Genomic DNA, 18899 nt, shown 5'->3' with positions numbered 1-18899 from the left:
AAATCCAACCCGCCGATCTTGTCCCGCAAGAACCTGGCGGCGGGCCGGCAGAGGGCCAGATGCACTGGCGTTCGCTTGCAGCAGCCATTGCCACGATCAGTGCAGTTGGTGCAGCAATTGGGCTGGGCATTCCGCTGTTGAGCGTTCTTCTGGAAAGCCGCGGTCATTCCGCCAGTCTGATAGGCGCTAACACTGCCGTGGCAGGACTGGCATCCATCGTTGCGGCTCCCCTTGCCGCCCCCATCGCCGCACGACTGGGTGTGGTCAAGGCGATTTTCCTTATGCTCATCATCGGAAGCGGAGCCTTTCTCGGCTTCCACTTCTTTCAACCGCTCTGGGCGTGGTTTGCGCTGCGCATCGTCCTGCATTTCGCGCTGACCGTACTTTTCGTTTTGTCCGAGTACTGGATCAATGCCTCCGCACCACCTGAGAAGCGCGGGCTCGTGCTTGGAATCTATTCGACATCACTTTCGCTGGGCTTTGCACTCGGACCGTGGTTGTTCTCGAAAATCGGGAGCACGGGCGGACTGCCTTTCTATGTCGGCTTCGTCATCATTCTGATCGCCCTCATACCGGTTGCGTTCGCATGGCGCGACAGTCCCGACTTCGAAGAAGGCGAACACGTCCCGTTCCTGCCCTTCATCTTTGCCGTTCCGACTGCAACTATGGCTGTCTTTGTTTTTGGTGCTGTGGAAACCGGCGGCTTTGCCCTCTTTCCAGTCTTCGGAGCGCGTATCGGTTATCCGGAAGCAGACGCAGCACTTCTGCTTACGATGATCGGCCTCGGCAATGTGTTGATGCAGATTCCATTAGGCCTTGTCAGCGATCGCATTTCGGATCGCCGCAAACTTCTGCTCTTCTGCGCCACGACGGGCCTGATCGGTATGATCGCCCTGCCCTATCTCATGCAGCACTGGTATCTCATGGCAGCCATTCTGTTCCTATGGGGCGGTGTAGTGGCTGGCCTCTATACGATCGGCCTCGCGCATCTCGGCTCCGAGCTGACGGGACGTGAGCTGGCATCCGCCAATGCCGCTTTCGTGTTCTGTTATGCCATCGGCATGCTTGCAGGACCGCAAGCCGTTGGTGTCGGTATGGACATGCTGGGACCAAAAGGATTCCCCATGACTCTCGGTGTGTTTTTTGCCGCATATGCACTCTTTGCAGCAGGAAGGCTGCTTTTGAGGAAGAAGCGGGCTTGACTTTTCGCCGCCAATACGTAGTGTCGCGCCAAATTTCCGCTGCCGGATGAGATTACCGGAATCGCTGGAGGTTTCCATCCATTGAGCATGATCCCGAGAATTGGGAACCGATTTTCGGCAAGATCATGCTCCGGCAAAGATACAGAGCAGGTAATTCGATATGGCCAAGGCTACGACGATCAAGATCAAGCTTTTGTCGACCGCTGACACCGGCTTCTTCTACGTAACGAAGAAGAACAGCCGCACGATGACGGAAAAGATGACAAAGACCAAGTACGACCCGATTGCGCGCAAGCACGTCGAGTTCAAGGAAACGAAGATCAAGTAATTCGTTTTCGGTCGTCATCGACAAGATGATTGAGATAAAAAGCCGTCTCTTCCGAGACGGCTTTTTTGCTTCCAGCTTCGTGGGTTCTTCAGGCAGCCGAAGAGACAATGCGATTGCGACCACCTTTCTTTGCCTGATAGAGCGCAGCATCTGCCCTCGAGAAAAGAGCGTCAGCGCTATCCCCCATCAGCCTCAGCCCTGCAACGCCCATGCTTATGGTCAAGTTGACCTTGTGCTTACCGGTGGCAACCGCAAAGGGCGTGTCTGACACAGCAACCCGGATTCGCTCGGCAACAGCCTTCGCAGCCTCCACATCGCTATCCGGCAGAACGACGACAAACTCCTCTCCGCCGTAGCGACACATGAGATCCATCCCACGGATATTCTTGCGCAGGCGCGTCGCAAATTCGCGAAGAACATCGTCACCAGCATCATGCCCGTATTGGTCGTTGATCCGTTTGAAGTGATCGAAGTCGAGCATGATGACTGACAATGGCCGCTCGCGCCCCATGGCGCGGGTCAGCAGGACAGGCATATGTGTATCGAGATAGCGGCGGTTGTGCAGCCCTGTGAGACTATCCGTCACCGCCATGGTGATCGTACGGTTCAGGCTCTGCCGCAGTAAATCGTTATAGCACTTCCGTTTGATCTGGGTTCGCAAGCGCGCAAACAGCTCCAGCTTCTCAAGCGGACGCATCAGATAGTCATTTACGCCAAGCTCCAGCGCACGCACCACGAGCGCGCCCTCATCTTCCCGAACAACGAGAATGATCGGCACCAGCCTTGTGCGTTCGATGGTTCGCAACTGCGAACAAAGGCGCAGCGGATCGTAATAAGTGAAGTTGGCTGAAACGACGATACTGTCGTAATCCGTATCTATCGCCCGGATCAAAGCCGTGTTGGCATCGCTGGCCACATCGACACGATAGGTCTCTCCAAGAATGAGACGAAGGCGTGCAGCCGCCAGTTCGTCCTCATCAACTATGAGAATGCGGGCGACCTCATCCTTATCGGCATAATTCCCGCCCATCTTGCTTGCCAGCAGCGTTTCCACTTCCGCGTCCGCAACTGTGCCCGTTCGCTGGAAAAGCTCATCAGAAACCAGTTTCAGCCGCGCCAGACTCTTCACACGCGACAATAATTGAAGATCGCTGACGGGCTTTGACAGAAAGTCGTCGGCGCCAGCTTCAAGGCCGCGAATCTTGTCATCGACACCATCGAGCGACGTCACCATCACAACAGGAATATTGGACGTACGTGGATCATCTTTCAATCGACGACATACTTCAAAACCGTCCATCTCCGGCATCAATATATCTAGAAGAACGACGTCAATCTGGCCGCCCAGACAAAGCTCAATGGCTTCAGGACCGCTATAAGCCGTAATAACCTCATAATATTCGGAGAGGAGCCTTGCCTCGAGGAGCTTTACATTGGAATCCACATCGTCAACGACGAGAATTCGTGCAGTCATGATGCCCCTCGCCCTGATTTCCGCTAAGCGTCGCCCAAATAGGATTTGATTGTCTCTATGAAGCGCGGCACCGATATCGGCTTGGATATATAGGCTTCACAGCCGCCCTGCCGAATACGCTCCTCGTCGCCCTTCATTGCAAAAGCCGTCACGGCAATAACCGGAATGTGCCGCAACTCGTCATCGTCTTTCAGCCATTTTGTGACTTCCAGTCCCGACACCTCGGGAAGCTGTATGTCCATGAGAATCAGATCAGGTCGATGTTCGCGCGCAAGATCGAGCGCCTCAAGCCCGTTTCTCGTCCGGATGGTCTCATATCCGCTGGCTTCGATAAGATCGCGAAACAACTTCATATTGAGTTCGTTGTCTTCGACAATCATCACGCTTTTCGGCATCGAAAATTCCTTGGTCTTATTCCCTGCAGCAACCCGGCATTTGCTCGATTTTCTTATCCGCCAGAGAGTCCCCACTTCTTAGACTGCGGGTAGTTTAACCTCATTTCATTGATGAAAGGCAAATAATTCCATTGTTCCTCGACTGAGCGACCGTTACACATTCGGCAAAGCAACAGAAAAAGCGGAGAAACCACATGAAAACGCCGATGAGCCAGGCGGATGCGGAAGCGATCGCCATTGAAGCGTTGGCGTGGTTGGCTCAGGACAAGGACCTGCTGCCTCGCTTCCTCGCCCTGACAGGCATTGAAGCTGCGTCGATCCGGCAGGCAGCACGTGAACCTGGCTTTCTGGCGGGTGTATTACAATTTTTTCTGACACATGAGCCGACGCTGCTGCGCTACTGCGACGAGGCTGGCCGTGATCCGGCAACAATTGAGAAAGCCTTGTCATATCTGCCCGGCGGGCTGAACCAGCACCTTTAGCAAAGACTTCGATCCGCAATTAAAAGCCCGGCATTGCCGGGCTTCTTGGTAATTATTCAGCAGCGGGATTTGCCGCAGAAACCTCGGCTTCGTTCGAAACCGACAATACGTTCAACTCGTGCTGCTTGCCATCCCGTGCAGTCCAGGAAATCGACTGGCCGGGTGCAAGGCCGATCAGCGCAGTACCGATAGGCGTGAGAATCGAAATTTTGCCCTGCGCGATATCCGCTTCGCCCGGATATACCAGAGTCACCCGACGCTCCTGCCCGTCATTGGAGCGAAACTCCACAGTAGAGCCCATGTGAATCACATTCTGCGGCAAACGCTTCGCAGGAACGACTTTCGCGCGGTCAAGTTCAACCATCAACTCCTCGGCGATCTCCTCGAGACGTTCCGAAACGTTTGTGGCCAGCCCCATCAGACGCTCATAGTCGATTTCGCTAACAACGATATTGGGCTTCTTGCGATTCTTTCCGCTCATGGCGAGTGCTCACTGCTGTTGAAAGGTAATAAGTCTCCGTGCTGTTTCTGCACGAAGCCGTTCAGATTGATTTTAATGAAAGCGCTTATTTGAAATCCGCTTTTGGACAAGCGGCGTACCGTCCCCCGGAGTTCCCCTGCGCTAGGCAGAACTCGAGGGTAGCTATCCCGTGATCGGATAAACCCGATGAAGTATGGATGCAAAACGGTTGTTCATATTGCTAAACTTGGTGATATTCCCGGCAATGTCAAGTGTAAGACCAACCGGGATGATATATCCCCATGGCACTTCGGCCTTTCGATGCTATAAAAGGATGTTCCTTTTATGTTCATCAGACGGTTCGTCCTCATGGCTGACACCATTGCACCTAACAGTTCGGAAAAAGGTGTATGCCGCGACTGCCTTGCGCCGCAAAAATCGCACACTGGCAGACGATGCCATGCATGCGGCAGCCCTCGCCTTCTCCGTCACAGCGAGCTTTATAAGCTCTCTCTGGCGCATGTTGATTGTGATGCGTTTTACGCCTCGGTCGAAAAACGCGACAATCCGGAACTGCGGGACAAACCGCTCATCATCGGCGGCGGAAAACGCGGCGTGGTATCGACGGCCTGCTATCTTGCCCGCATTCATGGCGTGCGATCTGCCATGCCCATGTTCAAGGCACTGGAAGCCTGTCCCGACGCCGTCGTCGTTAAGCCAAACATGGAAAAGTATGTTCGCGTTGGTCGTGAAGTGCGGCAATGATGCGTGACCTGACGCCCCTCGTCGAACCTCTTTCCATCGATGAGGCTTTTCTGGATCTGAGCGGCACGGAACGCCTGCATAAAGCGCCACCTGCTATTGTTCTCGCCCACTTCGCCAAACGCGTAGAGGATGAAATAGGCATTTCTGCCTCGATCGGGCTATCCTATTGCAAGTTTCTGGCCAAGGTTGCATCAGATATCGAAAAGCCGCGCGGTTTTTCCGTTATCGGTGAAGCAGAAGCCCTGACGTTTCTGCGAGACCGATCCGTCAGCACGATCTGGGGAGTAGGCAAGGCTTTCGCAGCCAAACTGGAGAGTGACGGAATCAGGTCGATTGGCCAACTCCAGACGATGGAAGAAGGTGCACTTATGAAGGCGTATGGCACTATGGGGCAGCGTCTTTACCGTTTGTCACGAGGACAGGACAGCCGGAAGGTCGAGCCGGACCACGACATGAAAAGTGTTTCGGCAGAAACAACCTTCAACAATGACTTGTCGGATGCCAACGATCTCGTTCCTGTTCTTCGGGCGCTCGCCGAAAAGGTCTCGCGGCGACTGAAAGCAAGTGAAATAGCCGGGCGTACTGTCGTTTTGAAGCTGAAAACACACGACTTCAAATCGCGTACGCGCAATCGGCAGCTTTCTGATCCCACCCAGCTCGCGGACAGAATCTTCCGCCACGGATTGCAGCTTCTTGAAAAAGAACTGGATGGAACACGATTTAGATTGCTAGGGATTGGGGTTAGCGAGCTTTCTTCAAGTGATCGCGCCGATCCGCCCGATCTTGTAGACACTCAGGCGACCAAACGCGCCGTCGCCGAAAATGCCATCGACAAGTTGCGAAACAAATTTGGATTGAGTGTTGTCGAAACCGGCTATACCTTCTCCAAGGGCAATCTGGCACGCCCGCAAATGCCGCCAGATCGAGACGACCAGCATTGAAATTACAAAGCGCGAAGAAACCTTTGTAGAAATCTTCTACATTTGGCTCTAACGGCTTGACGAGACCGATCTGTATCAATATTGGAACGGGCCAAGGCGCTACCAACTGATTTGGCAACTGCCTTACGGAAGGCCTCGTGGCGGAGTGGTTACGCAGAGGACTGCAAATCCTTGCACCCCGGTTCGATTCCGGGCGAGGCCTCCAATATTTCCATATATAAAATCAATGAGACTATTGAGATCAGCGTCGAATTCGACATGGCGAGCCTTGTTGCATCATGTTGGAAGTTAATTCCTATAAATTACAAATGGTGACGCAAAAATTGGGCGAACCCGTGTGACATCGAGCGCAACATACTTGGCTCTGTTTGTTGTCGTGAACAAAACAAAAGCCTCGGCAGGTGAAGTCTAAAGAAATTGCAGTCATGTTTGGTGGTATTTGTGTTCGTGTAACACGCAATAAATACGTAATTTAGACGCTTTGTAATTTCGACAGAATTGGCAAGCGCAATCCCGCTATTGCCAGATAAGAAATATTTCAAACACTTCTGAACTCTAACGGCGCAAGGACAAGACTTTGCGGCCACTATTCATATCAGCTGACTAAGAATAACGCCCGTACCAGCACTACATAGCGCAACAAGCACCAAGAACCTCGGTATCGAAAGCTGCTCGATCCATTCAATCGCTCGTATACGAGGCGCTTCTATGCCTTTCTTATCAAGCATTATCCCCTCCCACTATTTTTGTATATTTTATCATACGGTCAAAATTTGTCACCCGTCACTTTAGTTTAGAACGAGATCAGCTATTTACCGATGTGTAAGAACACCAAACACCGCGAGAAAAAATGAGAAACCATTGAAAAAAATGACGCATGTATTGTATGACTGATTTGATGCATCGGGCGGGACGTAAACTATACTTGGCAGGAGAGCCAGCTATGTCACCGAAGCTTAAAGCTGCCCTTGTGGGTGCAGTCATCGCAGTTGTTGTCGGCTTTGCCGCGTCGCAAGGACTGATCAGCCAACAGACAGCAGAAGACATAAAAACCAAGACAAATGAGGTCCTTGCAGAAGAACCTGCACCAGCACCTCAACAGCCTGCTCCCGCGCCTGCCGAAGCTTCTCAACCGCAAGAAAACGATACGCCGGCACAATAAGGCTCAAAGCGACTTCAACCCACCGCTTCCGCCGGCATTAAAAACCGGACCAACCTGTAATAAGCGACCCAGCTAGCGTCCGGTTAGAACTTTCGGGGCAAGGATTAACTGACCTTGTCCGTTGACATAATCCATATTGAAGTAAGCTCTGGCCCATTGAGAGAGCCAAGGAATGAAGCGCAACCGTTTCATCGACGAACAAATTATTGGTATTCTGAAGGAGCATGAGGCGGGCACACTGGTCTCGGAGCTTTGTCGTAATCACAGCGTCAGCGATGCCAGCATCTATAAATGGAAGGCCAAGTTCGGCGGGATGGACGTATCTGAGGCCAAGCGACTGAAGACGCTGGGGGACGAAAACACGAAGCTGAGGTGTCTCTTGGCGGAGGCGATGCTCTATAATGCAGCTTTGAAGGACCTTTTGTGACGCCCGCAGCCCAACGGAATGCTGTCGCGTATCTGATGAACCACCATCGGACGAGCGAACGGCAGACGTGTAAAGCCATCAGCGTTTGCCGGATGACGGTTCGTTACGAAAGCAGCTGTATCGACGACCATGACCTTCGCGAGCGAATGAGACTCTTCCGATTCTATCGGGAGGAGAAGTTGACAGTAAGCAAGCGTGGCGGTCGGAAGCGAGCGATAGGCACACGTACACCGATGCTGATCCCGATGGCAGCCAATGATCGTTGGTCGCTAGACTTCGTTTCGGATCAACTCACCGATGGACGCAGGTTCCGGATCCTGACTGTCGTCGATGATTGCACGAGGGAGTACCTGGTACTCGTCGGCGAGACGTCGCTTTCCGGTTTGCGCGTTGCCTGCGAGCTTGACCGGATCATTGAGGAACGCGGCAAACCCCGACTGATCGTCAGTGACAATGGCAGCGAATTCACCAGCAACGCGATCCTGCAATGGACGGCTGCGAGACGAGTTCTTGAATGAAACCTTCTTCTCGTCATTGCCCCAAGCTCGCTCAGCGCTTTCAATTTGGCGCAGCGATTACAACGGCCACCGACCACATTCTATTCTCGGCTGGCTGACACCTGCCAAGTTCGCTCAGACTATCGACCCGCGACGCGATGCGGTACTGCGCAGCCGAAATGGGTCCGCACCGCAACCCGCCGCTACCGCCCCAAATACAGCAACCCAAAACCGCTGGAGCGAACTCAAAACTGGATAAAATTTTTTTGGGGGGGGCACGGTCAGACATTTTCACCAGACTTGAATCACATCAAGTTAGCCTTCTTGATATCTCCCCAACCTTCAATAATCGCTCGGAGGAAGCGCGAACCAACGCTCCCCGCACGGGCCAATGGCAATCCAATTGATCTGCCACCCTTGACCATCAATGTTACCTAATGTTTGTAACACGCCGAATTGTTATCGGATCAACTGAACAAGCATGTGGGCGCAGACCGCGATAACAAAAACTGCGGCGAATCCGGATTCGAGACGAAAATACCAAGGCATTGCCATTCTCCAATCATGGTTAACAGACAGCTAACCAACGCACGAAAAACGATTTGGTTCAAAATGCTTCAGCAAAGAATGAATATCATCACCCGTTAAAGGACGCATCATAGCTTCATTGCTATCTATCCGCTTTGAATTGAGATGATACCGGCGAGCTCACATGGAGGGATTTTGATCATTCGCGAAGGTATGGCCGACCGTACAATGCCTGCGCTCTCAAGCGCTTAGCTACGTCGTCTCGACAAACTCGCTAAATCGTTAGCGTGCCCTTACACCGCAATCAATAGAGTGTCCAAGTAGTTCGGTCACGCACCAAAGTGCACTGCGCCAGAAACTTCGTTTTGAATGCAATGAAAAACTGAGCAACTTCATGAGATGAAGTGGCTCCCCGGGCCGGATTCGAACCAGCGACCAACCGGTTAACAGCCGGTTGCTCTACCGCTGAGCTACCGGGGAACAGGTGCTCGTCGTGTCAGCGAGGTGGCGTATAGCAAAAGGATTTCGCGTTTGCAAGGGCTAAATCCATTTTTTTTTCATCTTTTTGCATTATGGGACAAAAACCCTATATTCTCTGGGACGTTTTCCTCCTGTGAATTGTAACATATCAGCCTAAGAGATGCGCCTGTGAGTGACGAATACGCCGAAACACCCCGGAAAAAAGCCATCGTGATTCTTGGTCGGCGAATCCCAATGCCGCAATCAGTCATGATGCGGCGCATGCTTGGCGGCACGCTCGTCGTCGGCGGCTCGTTGGGGTTTCTCCCGATTCTCGGTTTCTGGATGCTTCCACTTGGGCTTATCGTGCTTTCTCACGATTCTCATCGCGTCCGTCGCTTGCGCCGCAGAAGTGAAATCCACATCTGGCGCAAATGGCTGAAACGAAGGCCGACCGACGCGTAAAGTTGTTCAGCTATTGCGTGCCTGATGTTGCTATCGCCCAGCCCCATTGCTCTATGAGGACGACACAAGAATGGGCCATCATTGCCAAGAGCGCCCCGATAGTTCTACTTGCGTAATTCGCCTGGCGTGGTCTGTCGGTGTTTTCGCAAAGCCGTTGTAAGATGGCTCTGGCTGGAAAAATTCAAATGGTGTGCGATCTCATTTATTGGCATCGATGTTTTTCTGAGGCACCGCTCAGCTTCGTCAAGCCTCAGTTCCATCAGGTACTGGTGAGGCGTCTGCCCAAAACTCTTTCGAAAGCATGTCGAAAAATGCCCAGCTGAAATTCCCAACAATGCTGCCATATCTGGAACCGAAAGAGGCTTGTGAAAGTTTTGGTTGAGATAGGCTTCTATCTGATGACGCGCTGCTTTGCTGAGTCCGACCTTATTGTCGATTGAAGCGCGCTCATTTAACAAGCTGCGCGCGACCGTGCGCATTAGAACCAACCCGAGAGCATTCAGGTAAGCTTCATCCTGCCCACCTCGCCGGCAAATTTCATCCCAGATCATATGAGATAGCGGCATGCAATCTTTGCATGAGAAACTCGCAACGTTCTTGGAGCCGTTGATTTCCCCGAATAGAGAGGCCAGAAAGGGCCCGTCCTGCAAAAGCTGCTCATCTGGCTGCATGGATATGATTTCGATGGGATTCGGCCAGTCGATTGATAAATCCGTAGAAGCCGGAATAATGAAAACAGTTCCAGCGGGGTAACTAGATTTCTCATCTTGCCGCACAGAAGAATACCATTTAAATTGTGGACCTGTTCTCGCAGAACCATGATGGTTGTAACATCTCTGTGGTAACTCGCCACCCCGATTTGGGTAGTCGCGCACGTTAAACCGCTCTTGCTCGCTTTCGTCTGCACTTTTGTACCAGCCTCCTTCCCCGCTCTCTAACCTGTAATAATTGATTGAAATTCAATCACTAAGCTCATCCTCACCTTAATCATTCGATCTGAAAACAGAGAATAAGAACACACAGTTTGTTGCTAGACCGCGCACAGCCTCCCTGTCGTACACTTGTAAAAAATACAACCAATCAACTTCAATGTTCACAATAATACAATTTAAACGTGTAGTTGAAATTTGCAATCGGAATCTCAAGCGCTAAACATCGATTATTCTTTTGCAAATGGTTCGCAATAGCACTTGATCGTAAAACAGCGATCGGCTATGCAATTGCAACTGATTGGCAACAAGGATTTGGATATGCTGCGTCGTATTTTACGAACAACAACACTCGGCCTCGTGAGCGGAGCTCTTCTCTGGACAAGCGCAAGCGTTGCTTTTGCGGAGAAATTCAAGGCCGTGACGACATTCACTGTTATCGCCGATATTGCGCAGAATGTTGCGGGCGATGCCGCGACGGTTGAGTCAATCACGAAGCCAGGTGCCGAGATCCACAATTATCAGCCAACACCGGGAGATCTGATTAAAGCTCAGGACGCCAAGCTGGTCCTCTGGAATGGCCTTGGTCTGGAACTATGGTTCGAAAAATTCTTTTCGCGTCTCAAGGATGTTCCAAGCGCAGTTGTTTCCGATGGCGTTGATCCAATCGATATCAGCGAGGGACCTTATAGCGGCAAGCCAAATCCGCATGCCTGGATGTCACCGAATGCCGCATTGATCTATGTCGACAATATTCGGGATGCGTTTGTCAAAAATGATCCGGCGAACGCTGACATCTACAAGGCAAATGCAGAGATTTACAAAGCGAAGATTAAAGCGACGATCGATCCTATCCGGGCTGAGCTGACGGCTATTCCTGAAGACAAGCGTTGGCTCGTTTCAAGTGAAGGCGCATTCTCCTATCTGGCTCGGGACTTCGGTTTGAAAGAGCTTTATCTCTGGCCAATCAATGCAGACCAACAGGGCACTCCACAGCAGGTGCGAAAAGTGATCGATGCAGTGCGCGAAAATGGCATTACGGCTGTCTTTTCCGAAAGCACGGTTTCTCCTGCCCCAGCCAAGCAGGTCGCTCGTGAGACCGGCGCAAAATATGCCGGTGTTCTCTATGTTGATTCACTTTCGGACCCCGACGGTCCCGTGCCGACATATATTGATCTCGTGAAAGTCACCTCCAGCACGATTGCCCAAGGGCTCAAACAATGAATGCACCCATAGATCTTCATGGAGATACCTTCGCCGTGCTGGATAAAAGCGCGGTCGACGGTATCAACGTGCAAAATGCAACTGTCACGTATCGAAACGGCCATACGGCTTTACACAATGCAAGTTTTACGACCCCAACCGGAACGATTACAGCGCTTGTCGGCGTCAACGGATCCGGCAAGTCGACCCTGTTCAAAGCGATTATGGGGTTTGTCAAACTAGCCAAGGGCGAAATATCTATTCTCGGAATGCCGGTTGGGGCTGCGCTCAAGAAGAACCTAGTGGCTTACGTCCCGCAAAGTGAGGACGTCGACTGGAACTTTCCGGTTCTCGTCGAAGATGTCGTCATGATGGGTCGCTACGGCCATATGGGCATGATGCGCATCCCGCGCCGCGCCGACAAAGAAGCCGTAGAAAAAGCGCTTGATCGCGTGAATATGCTCGAATTTCGTCATCGACAGATCGGTGAGCTTTCAGGCGGGCAAAAGAAACGGGTATTTCTTGCACGAGCGCTCGCACAAGACGGGCGCGTCATTCTTCTGGATGAACCCTTCACTGGCGTAGATGTGAAGACCGAAGAAGCAATCGTCACACTTCTTCGCAGTTTGCGAGATGAGGGGCGCGTCATGCTGGTCTCGACCCACAATCTTGGCAGTGTTCCCGAATTCTGCGACCGAACCGTATTACTGAAACGAACAGTTCTCGGTTACGGGCCGACTGCGGAGGTTTTCACACAAGAGAACCTCGAAAAGACTTTCGGCGGCGTGCTGCGCCATCTTGTACTCGGCGAGACTAGCGGTGCAGGACGAGGCGCCGTCAGCGTCATAACTGACGATGAGCGCCCGTTTGTTGTTTATGAGAACGAAGACTCCGCGACCCGCAAACGGAGCCAGCAACAATGACCGTATTACTTGAGCCGTTCAGTTATAGCTACATGCTGAATGCGATGTGGGTTTCGGCGCTGGTGGGCGGGGTATGTGCCTTTCTTTCGGCTTATCTCATGCTGAAAGGTTGGTCGCTGATTGGCGACGCTCTATCCCATTCCATCGTCCCTGGCGTTGCGGGCGCTTATATGCTTGGCCTCCCCTTCTCCATCGGCGCATTTTTCTCTGGCGGTCTCGCCGCAGCAGCGATGCTCTTTCTCAACCAACGTACAAAGCTGAAGGAAGATGCGATCATCGGTCTGATCTTCTCGTCATTCTTCGGGCTTGGCCTCTTCATGATCTCGTTAAAGCCGACGGCCGTCAGCATTCAGACCATCGTTCTCGGCAATATCCTCGCCATCACACCGGAAGATACTCTACAACTGGCAATCATCGGCTTCGTTTCCCTGTCGCTGCTTCTTTTGAAGTGGAAAGATCTGATGGTAGTGTTCTTCGATGAAAACCATGCGCGTTCGATCGGTCTCAAGCCCAATCTGTTGAAGATCATGTTCTTCACATTGCTGTCGGCATCGACTGTCGCCGCGATGCAGACGGTTGGTGCCTTTCTCGTCATCTGTATGGTGGTAACGCCCGGTGCAACCGCATATCTACTGACAGACCGGTTTTCGCGACTGCTTTGGATTGCTGTTGCTATCGGCTCTGTCACAAGCTTCACAGGAGCCTATGTAAGCTATTTTCTGGACGGTGCGACGGGAGGCATCATCGTCGTTCTCCAGACGCTTGTCTTCCTCAGTGTATTTCTGCTTGCTCCAAAGCATGGGCTGCTGGCCGCACGCCGCAAAGCGGCAATCGCTCTAAGGGAGTTCCAGCAATGACCATTCTGGATATGCTGGCCTCACCGTTTCAGTTCGAGTTCATGCGCTATGCACTGGCTATTTCCGTGCTCATCGCGATACCAACAGCATTGCTGTCGTGCTTTCTGGTCCTCAAGGGCTGGTCATTGATGGGTGACGCTATCAGCCACGCGGTTCTTCCGGGTGTGGTTGTCGCCTATATTATCGGAATACCCTTCGGTATCGGAGCCTTCGTAGCGGGCATGGCCTGCGCCCTTGCAACCGGCTACCTCACCGAAAACAGCCGCATCAAGCAGGATACGGTGATGGGCATCGTATTCTCCGGCATGTTCGGTCTTGGTCTGGTTCTTTATGTTGCGATCCGCTCGACGGTGCATCTCGATCATATTCTGTTCGGCGACATGCTCGGAATAACATTGTCCGACCTCATCGAAACGGCTATTATCGCCGCACTGACCGCTGGTATTCTTGTGGTCAAATGGCGCGACTTCCTGCTGCACGCTTTCGATCCGGCGCAAGCCAGAGCCGTCGGCCTACAGGTCCGCCTGCTGCATTACGGCTTGCTTTGCCTGATTTCACTTACAATTGTCGGCGTTTTGAAGGCCGTAGGCATCATTCTGGCTATCGCCATGTTGATTGCGCCCGGTGCAATTGCGTTTCTGCTCACACGCAAATTCAGCACCATGATGCTGCTCGCCGTAACAATTGCGGTCACCGCATCCTTCTTCGGTGTCTATCTGGCTTTTTTCATCGACAGCGCGCCCGCTCCGACAATCGTTCTGCTGATGACCGCAATGTTTCTCGCCGCGTTCATCTACTCTTCCCGGAGAAATGCCAAGTTCGAAGAACGTGCAGAAGAAGTTTGACTGAACGCTCATAACAAGCTGGGTCCTGTACACTCTCCGTCGGACCTGCTTGCGTGCGACGTGGACAGCTTTGCAAAGCTGTCCACGTCTTCGTCTTTACGTCATACAGCTGTTATAAATTCTCGCTAAACAGCGCCTAGACGACGTTCCAAAATGGAACTGAAGATAGTTTTTTCAGCGCAACTTCACTTTTGCGGCTTGTCGAGGTGGCTTAAAGATGCTTCAATCCAATTTGCACGGCTGTGCAGAAAAAATAAAATCAGCCGGCGATCCTGGGGAGGAGACGCTTATGCCAGCGTTTTTGGAGGTGGCGGACGCGCGCGTTCGTTATGGCAACAATGAAGTTCTCAAAGGCGTAAATCTATCCGTCAAGAAGGGTGAGTTCGTCGCGCTTCTCGGCTCGTCTGGGTGCGGCAAGACAACCCTGCTGCGTGCGATTGCAGGCTTCAACATGCCGTCCAACGGTGCGATCCGTGTAGACGGCAGAGACGTCACCAAATCGCCCCCGGATAAACGCGGAATGGCCCTTGTCTTCCAGTCTTACGCGCTCTGGCCGCATATGACTGTCGCGCAGAACATGGGTTATGGTCTGCGTATTCGTGGCACGACGAAGGAGACCATCAAGCAGAAGGTTGATGAAGTTGCTTGCCTGCTGGGGCTGGATGCTTTGCTGGAGCGCAAACCTGCCGCCCTTTCCGGCGGACAACGCCAGCGCGTCGCCCTCGGGCGCGCCCTCGCCATTCAGCCTGACATCCTGCTTCTCGATGAGCCGCTCTCCAATCTCGATGCACGCATCAGACTATCGGTTCGCCATGAGATCAGCGCTTTGCAGCGCCGTCTCGGCATTACAGCTGTTCACGTAACGCATGATCGGGAAGAAGCCATGGTCATGGCCGACCGTATCGTCATTCTCAATAATGGCGAAATTGCTCAGGCAGGTGCTCCAGAAGAGGTTTACAACCACCCCGCCTCGGATTTCGTCGCGGCATTTATGGGCGCTGAGAATCTGATCGAAGTACCAATCCAGATCAAAGCCGACCGTATCGAGATCGCAGCAGGCGCCAACAACAAGGCGAGCACGATTTCGGCAGGACGCCGAAATCTGTCCGACGGCATGGCATCGGCTCGTTTCCGCAGCGAAGCAGCCTGTCTCACCAAGCCGGGAGTTGATCGGAACTCCCCGACGTCCGAATTAGCCCTCAACGGCACGGTGGAGCAGACCAGCTATCCCGGTGGCCTCTGGAGACACATGATCCGCGTCGGGGATCGGCACATCATGGTCGACGCACAGGAAAGCCATCAGCCCGGCGCCAATGTAGAAATCCACATACCTGAACACGCCCTGTTTCTGTTCGACAAATAGTCAGGCGCTCGCCGTCTTTTCGTCAGTGTGCTGATGATGCGTCATTGAGTTAATGGGAGACTAGAGATCAACGAAATACGCAATTCACGTTGAACTTGATCGTGCACAGCTGTGCACGTTGACCTCGACGTCTTTCCCGCACCAAAATGGGGCCCCCCGTTTCAAGATCGTTTTCACGGGCATTTTCGTGCCCGTGAATGCCACCATTCCCGATAGACGCCACTGGATGCACTGCATCTGCTTTCAATCAAAAGACCGGAAATCCCGGTTTCATACAGGAGTCCTTTTCATGAGAACTATCCTGAACGCGGCAATGGCAATTGGCCTCACCGTTGCACCCGCCACCGCCGATGAGCTTACCGTCATCACGGCAGGTGACCAGAACATGGTTGACTATATCAATCAGTATCTCGGACCGTTGTTCGAGAAGGAAAATCCCGGAACGACCGTTCGCGTTGTGGGAACAGGTCCCGGCGATGCGGGTTCGCAGAAGGTTCTCGAGCGTTTCGAAGCCCAGTCCAAGGCTGGCGTGGAAAAATGGGACACCGACGTCGCCGTCGTCCACGAGAAGTTCGTCGGACCTATGGTAACAGCGAAGTTCCTCGAAAATTATCGCGGCAAAATCGACAGCGGTAAGCTGGTGACGCGCGATAATGCGAAAATGGCGCTCGGTACGGATGTCGACGGCTACGTCATGCCGATGTTCAACAGCCAGACCGCACTTGCCTACAATCCTGCACTCGTTGCCAATCCGCCAAAGAGTTATGACGAGCTCGTCGCATGGGCCAAGGAAAACCCAAAGCAATTCGGCTATAACGGCATCAAGGGTGGCGCATCGGGCGTGAGCTTTGTTATGGGCTGGATCTATGCTTATGGTGGCGACGCAGACAAGCTGATGAAGGGTCCATTCGAAGAGGGCGAAGCGAAGAACTGGGACAAGGCGTTTGCCTCGCTAAAGGACTTTACTAAGAACGCCACCCTCACCCCAGGCAATGCAGGCACTCTCGACATGTTGAGCCGTGGCGAAATCGCGATGGGACCAGTCTGGGTCGACATGTTCTATTCGTGGAAGGCGAATGGACAGCTTCCCCCGGAAATGAAACTTGTCCTACCGGCTCCCGGCATGCCCGGTCAGCCGATGCATTATGTGATCCCGGAAAAAAGCGCGCATAAGGAACTGGCCGAAAAATTCGTGGCATTGGCGACGAGCCCGAAAGTACAGGCCGAAGGTATCGTGAAGCGCTTCAACTGGTATCCGGGCATCGATGCCGACCATGTCAAGGCAGAGCTGGACGGTGACACCTGGAACAAGCTCTTCACCGACATTTCGCCGGATGAGCTTGCTAAATACGGCAAACCCTTCCCAATCGCACCTTATAACAGCGCGATTCTGGAAGCTTATGAGCGTCAGGTCGGCAATTAAGTCCGACAATCCTGCCTTCTATCGGAGCGCTTTGACGAACTGGGTTCCATTCGGAGCGCTCCGAAATTGACGCCGGATTACGCAATCAAAGCACCACGAGTGTTTCCGGCGCGCATCCTACTTCATGAGGTTTCGAATGTCGCATCGACTGACGGGGATTCTTCTTGTCGCGCCGGCACTGGCGATCGTCCTATTGCTGTTCATCGTACCGCTTTTTGGAGCGATCACCGGAGCTTTCAATGTTTCCGGGGAATGGGGAACCGGCAATTTCACCAAAGCATTCGAACTTTATTCCAGCGACATCATCTTCACCTTTGTCATCGTTACACTGTCGTCCCTGCTGATTGCGTTATTCTCTATCGCCATCGGCGGTTACCTGACGCTTGGCTCGAACCCGCGCGCTGTCACTGTCCTGCGCTGGCTCTATCGCTGGCCGCTTTTCATCCCCTTCATTGTCGTTGGCCAGATACTCCGCACCTTCCTTGCCAAGAACGGGTTGATGAACAGCCTGCTCATCGAAACAGGGGTCCTTACCCCCTTGCAGGCAATGAGCTTTCTCGACTGGCGTGGCATCGTCATTGCATTCGTCTGGAAACAGACGCCATTTGTCACGTTGTTGCTGGCAGGTGCAATGGCATCCATCGATCGCAGCACGATTGAATCCGCTCGCAATCTTGGTGCCGGGCGGCTGCGCATTCTCATCGAGATTGTTCTGCCGCAAGTCCGCCAAACGCTGCTCGTTGGGTTGATACTGAGCTTTGTCACCATGATGTCCGTCTTGTCCGTGCCTTTGATGATCAACGCCCAATCACCAACGATGATTACGGCAAACATGGCATTCCGTATCAATGCTTATGGGGATTACGGCGTCGCAAATGCATTGGGTACGATCTCGCTCCTCATGACCAGCCTCGTCGCCTGGGTTTACCTGCGCCAGACCATGAAGGAACACGGCCAATGAGCAACATCATCGACTGGCGCTGGATACCACGTGGCATATTGCTTGGTCTGCTCGCCTTCGCGATTTTCGGGCCACTCGCCAACCTGCTTCTGTGGGCTGTAGCTGAGCGTTGGTATTTCCCACACACACTGCCGCTTCAGTATGGTTTCTCTTTCTGGACGAATGTGTTTTCGCCTCGCGGCAATGCGCTCTCGTCACTTGGCACAAGCGTTCTTATTGCAGGCCTGACAGTGATCGTTTCACTTGGCCTCGCCATTCCCGCCGGTTACGCTCTCGCACGCCTGAAACTGCCGTTTCGCGGGCTGATCCTGCTGACGCTGCTGATCCCGCAAGCTTTTCCGAACCTGCCCGTTTACGTAAACATCGCGCAGATGTTCTACTCGTTCGGCTTGAATGGCACGATCACAGGTGTCGTTCTGGTGCATGTCACTCATGGTCTGGTCTATGCCGTCTGGATCGCCACGGCAGCGTTTTCGGCAATTGATCGGGAGCTTGAAGAAGCGGCGCGCTCAATGGGCGCTTCCGCCCTCAAGACGTTCTTCGACATCACCCTGCCAATAGCCGCACCGGGTTTGCTTGCAAGCGCGATCTTTGTCTTTCTTGAATCGCTCGACGAGTTCACCGGCACTTATTTCGTTGGCGCCCCTGATATTTCCACCCTGCCCTTGCTGCTTTATACAGCGAGTTCCGGCGGCAATTATCAAATCGCGTCGATCAGCGCATTGATATTGCTGGTGCCATCAATTGCCTTCATGTTCGTGGTCGAGCGCTTCCTCAGGGCCGATGTTCTTTCAAAAGTAGGGCGATAAA

At 52.9% G+C, this 18899-nt stretch carries 17 protein-coding genes, 2 tRNA genes and 2 pseudogenes; 16 read left to right on the top strand and 5 right to left on the bottom strand.

What is annotated here, in order from left to right; genetic code table 11:
* Window positions 1-59 precede the first annotated feature (59 nt).
* Both LJ361_RS15085 and rpmG read left to right on the top strand, forming a co-directional pair.
* Window positions 60-1202: an MFS transporter gene (locus LJ361_RS15085; RefSeq protein WP_010658874.1), complete on the top strand. Its 1143-nt coding sequence runs from the start codon at window positions 60-62 to the stop codon at window positions 1200-1202.
* Between the two features lie 160 nt (window positions 1203-1362).
* Complete coding sequence (rpmG, locus tag LJ361_RS15080; protein WP_002966024.1) at window positions 1363-1530, top strand: 50S ribosomal protein L33; 168 nt, start codon at window positions 1363-1365, stop codon at window positions 1528-1530.
* Between the two features lie 88 nt (window positions 1531-1618).
* Here the strand turns inward: rpmG and LJ361_RS15075 are convergent, their stop codons facing one another.
* Together LJ361_RS15075 and LJ361_RS15070 are read right to left on the bottom strand one after the other, a co-directional pair.
* On the bottom strand, window positions 1619-3004 hold the full coding sequence (locus LJ361_RS15075; RefSeq protein ID WP_010658875.1) for a PleD family two-component system response regulator: 1386 nt from the start codon (window positions 3002-3004) through the stop codon (window positions 1619-1621).
* A gap of 23 nt (window positions 3005-3027) precedes the next feature.
* Window positions 3028-3399, bottom strand: a complete 372-nt coding sequence (locus LJ361_RS15070; protein ID WP_010658876.1) for a response regulator — start codon at window positions 3397-3399, stop codon at window positions 3028-3030.
* A gap of 194 nt (window positions 3400-3593) precedes the next feature.
* On the opposite strand from LJ361_RS15070, the gene LJ361_RS15065 reads away from it, so the two are divergent.
* On the top strand, window positions 3594-3881 hold the full coding sequence (locus tag LJ361_RS15065) for a DUF3572 domain-containing protein (RefSeq protein ID WP_010658877.1): 288 nt from the start codon (window positions 3594-3596) through the stop codon (window positions 3879-3881).
* 52 nt (window positions 3882-3933) lie between these two features.
* Here LJ361_RS15065 and rnk read toward each other — a convergent pair whose 3' ends face one another.
* Window positions 3934-4362, bottom strand: coding sequence for a nucleoside diphosphate kinase regulator (rnk, locus tag LJ361_RS15060; protein WP_010658878.1), 429 nt, complete (start codon window positions 4360-4362; stop codon window positions 3934-3936).
* 348 nt (window positions 4363-4710) lie between these two features.
* On the opposite strand from rnk, the pseudogene LJ361_RS15055 reads away from it, so the two are divergent.
* The 4 genes and pseudogenes from LJ361_RS15055 to LJ361_RS15040 all read left to right on the top strand — a co-directional run bounded on the left by LJ361_RS15055 (window position 4711) and on the right by LJ361_RS15040 (window position 8392).
* Window positions 4711-6047 (top strand): annotated as a pseudogene (locus LJ361_RS15055) (DNA polymerase IV).
* 131 nt (window positions 6048-6178) lie between these two features.
* Window positions 6179-6252: transfer RNA gene (locus LJ361_RS15050), tRNA-Cys, on the top strand.
* Between the two features lie 738 nt (window positions 6253-6990).
* Complete coding sequence (locus LJ361_RS15045) at window positions 6991-7209, top strand: hypothetical protein (protein ID WP_010658880.1); 219 nt, start codon at window positions 6991-6993, stop codon at window positions 7207-7209.
* A 172-nt stretch (window positions 7210-7381) separates the two neighbouring features.
* Window positions 7382-8392 (top strand): annotated as a pseudogene (locus tag LJ361_RS15040) (transposase).
* Window positions 8393-9066: 674 nt separating this feature from the next.
* Here the strand turns inward: LJ361_RS15040 and LJ361_RS15035 are convergent.
* Window positions 9067-9141: transfer RNA gene (locus LJ361_RS15035), tRNA-Asn, on the bottom strand.
* A 234-nt stretch (window positions 9142-9375) separates the two neighbouring features.
* Here LJ361_RS15035 and LJ361_RS15030 point away from each other — a divergent pair.
* A complete protein-coding gene (locus LJ361_RS15030) occupies window positions 9376-9585 on the top strand; it encodes a hypothetical protein (protein ID WP_010658883.1) in 210 nt (69 codons plus the stop codon).
* Between the two features lie 104 nt (window positions 9586-9689).
* Here the strand turns inward: LJ361_RS15030 and LJ361_RS15025 are convergent, their stop codons facing one another.
* Entirely contained in the window at window positions 9690-10460 is a 771-nt protein-coding gene (locus tag LJ361_RS15025) for an AraC family transcriptional regulator (protein WP_264811847.1), read from the bottom strand.
* A 375-nt stretch (window positions 10461-10835) separates the two neighbouring features.
* Between LJ361_RS15025 and LJ361_RS15020 the strand changes: the two genes are divergently transcribed.
* From LJ361_RS15020 to LJ361_RS14985, 8 genes are all read left to right on the top strand, one after another.
* Window positions 10836-11738 (top strand): metal ABC transporter substrate-binding protein, encoded by a 903-nt coding sequence (locus tag LJ361_RS15020; RefSeq protein ID WP_264811846.1) that lies wholly within the window; start codon window positions 10836-10838, stop codon window positions 11736-11738.
* Window positions 11735-12640 carry a manganese/iron ABC transporter ATP-binding protein gene (locus tag LJ361_RS15015; RefSeq protein ID WP_010658886.1) on the top strand — a complete coding sequence of 302 codons (906 nt, stop codon included), beginning with the start codon at window positions 11735-11737 and terminating at the stop codon, window positions 12638-12640. The genes LJ361_RS15020 and LJ361_RS15015 overlap by 4 nt, the downstream gene beginning before the upstream one ends.
* Entirely contained in the window at window positions 12637-13497 is an 861-nt protein-coding gene (locus tag LJ361_RS15010) for a metal ABC transporter permease (protein ID WP_010658887.1), read from the top strand. Before LJ361_RS15015 ends, LJ361_RS15010 begins: the two co-directional genes overlap by 4 nt.
* Entirely contained in the window at window positions 13494-14342 is an 849-nt protein-coding gene (locus tag LJ361_RS15005) for a metal ABC transporter permease (protein WP_264811845.1), read from the top strand. The genes LJ361_RS15010 and LJ361_RS15005 overlap by 4 nt, the downstream gene beginning before the upstream one ends.
* Window positions 14343-14631: 289 nt before the next feature.
* The gene (locus tag LJ361_RS15000) at window positions 14632-15705 is read left to right on the top strand and encodes an ABC transporter ATP-binding protein (protein ID WP_010658889.1); all 1074 of its coding nucleotides are present in this window, start codon (window positions 14632-14634) and stop codon (window positions 15703-15705) included.
* 289 nt (window positions 15706-15994) lie between these two features.
* A complete protein-coding gene (locus tag LJ361_RS14995) occupies window positions 15995-17128 on the top strand; it encodes an extracellular solute-binding protein (RefSeq protein ID WP_029375970.1) in 1134 nt (377 codons plus the stop codon).
* A gap of 136 nt (window positions 17129-17264) precedes the next feature.
* Entirely contained in the window at window positions 17265-18089 is an 825-nt protein-coding gene (locus LJ361_RS14990; protein WP_010658891.1) for an ABC transporter permease, read from the top strand.
* Window positions 18086-18898 (top strand): ABC transporter permease, encoded by an 813-nt coding sequence (locus LJ361_RS14985; RefSeq protein WP_010658892.1) that lies wholly within the window; start codon window positions 18086-18088, stop codon window positions 18896-18898. Before LJ361_RS14990 ends, LJ361_RS14985 begins: the two co-directional genes overlap by 4 nt.
* The last annotated feature ends 1 nt before the right edge of the window (window position 18899 follow it).

The organism is Brucella sp. JSBI001, from assembly GCF_026014005.1.
Taxonomy (GTDB): domain Bacteria; phylum Pseudomonadota; class Alphaproteobacteria; order Rhizobiales; family Rhizobiaceae; genus Brucella; species Brucella anthropi.
This window is presented reverse-complemented; position numbering and strand designations above follow the sequence as displayed.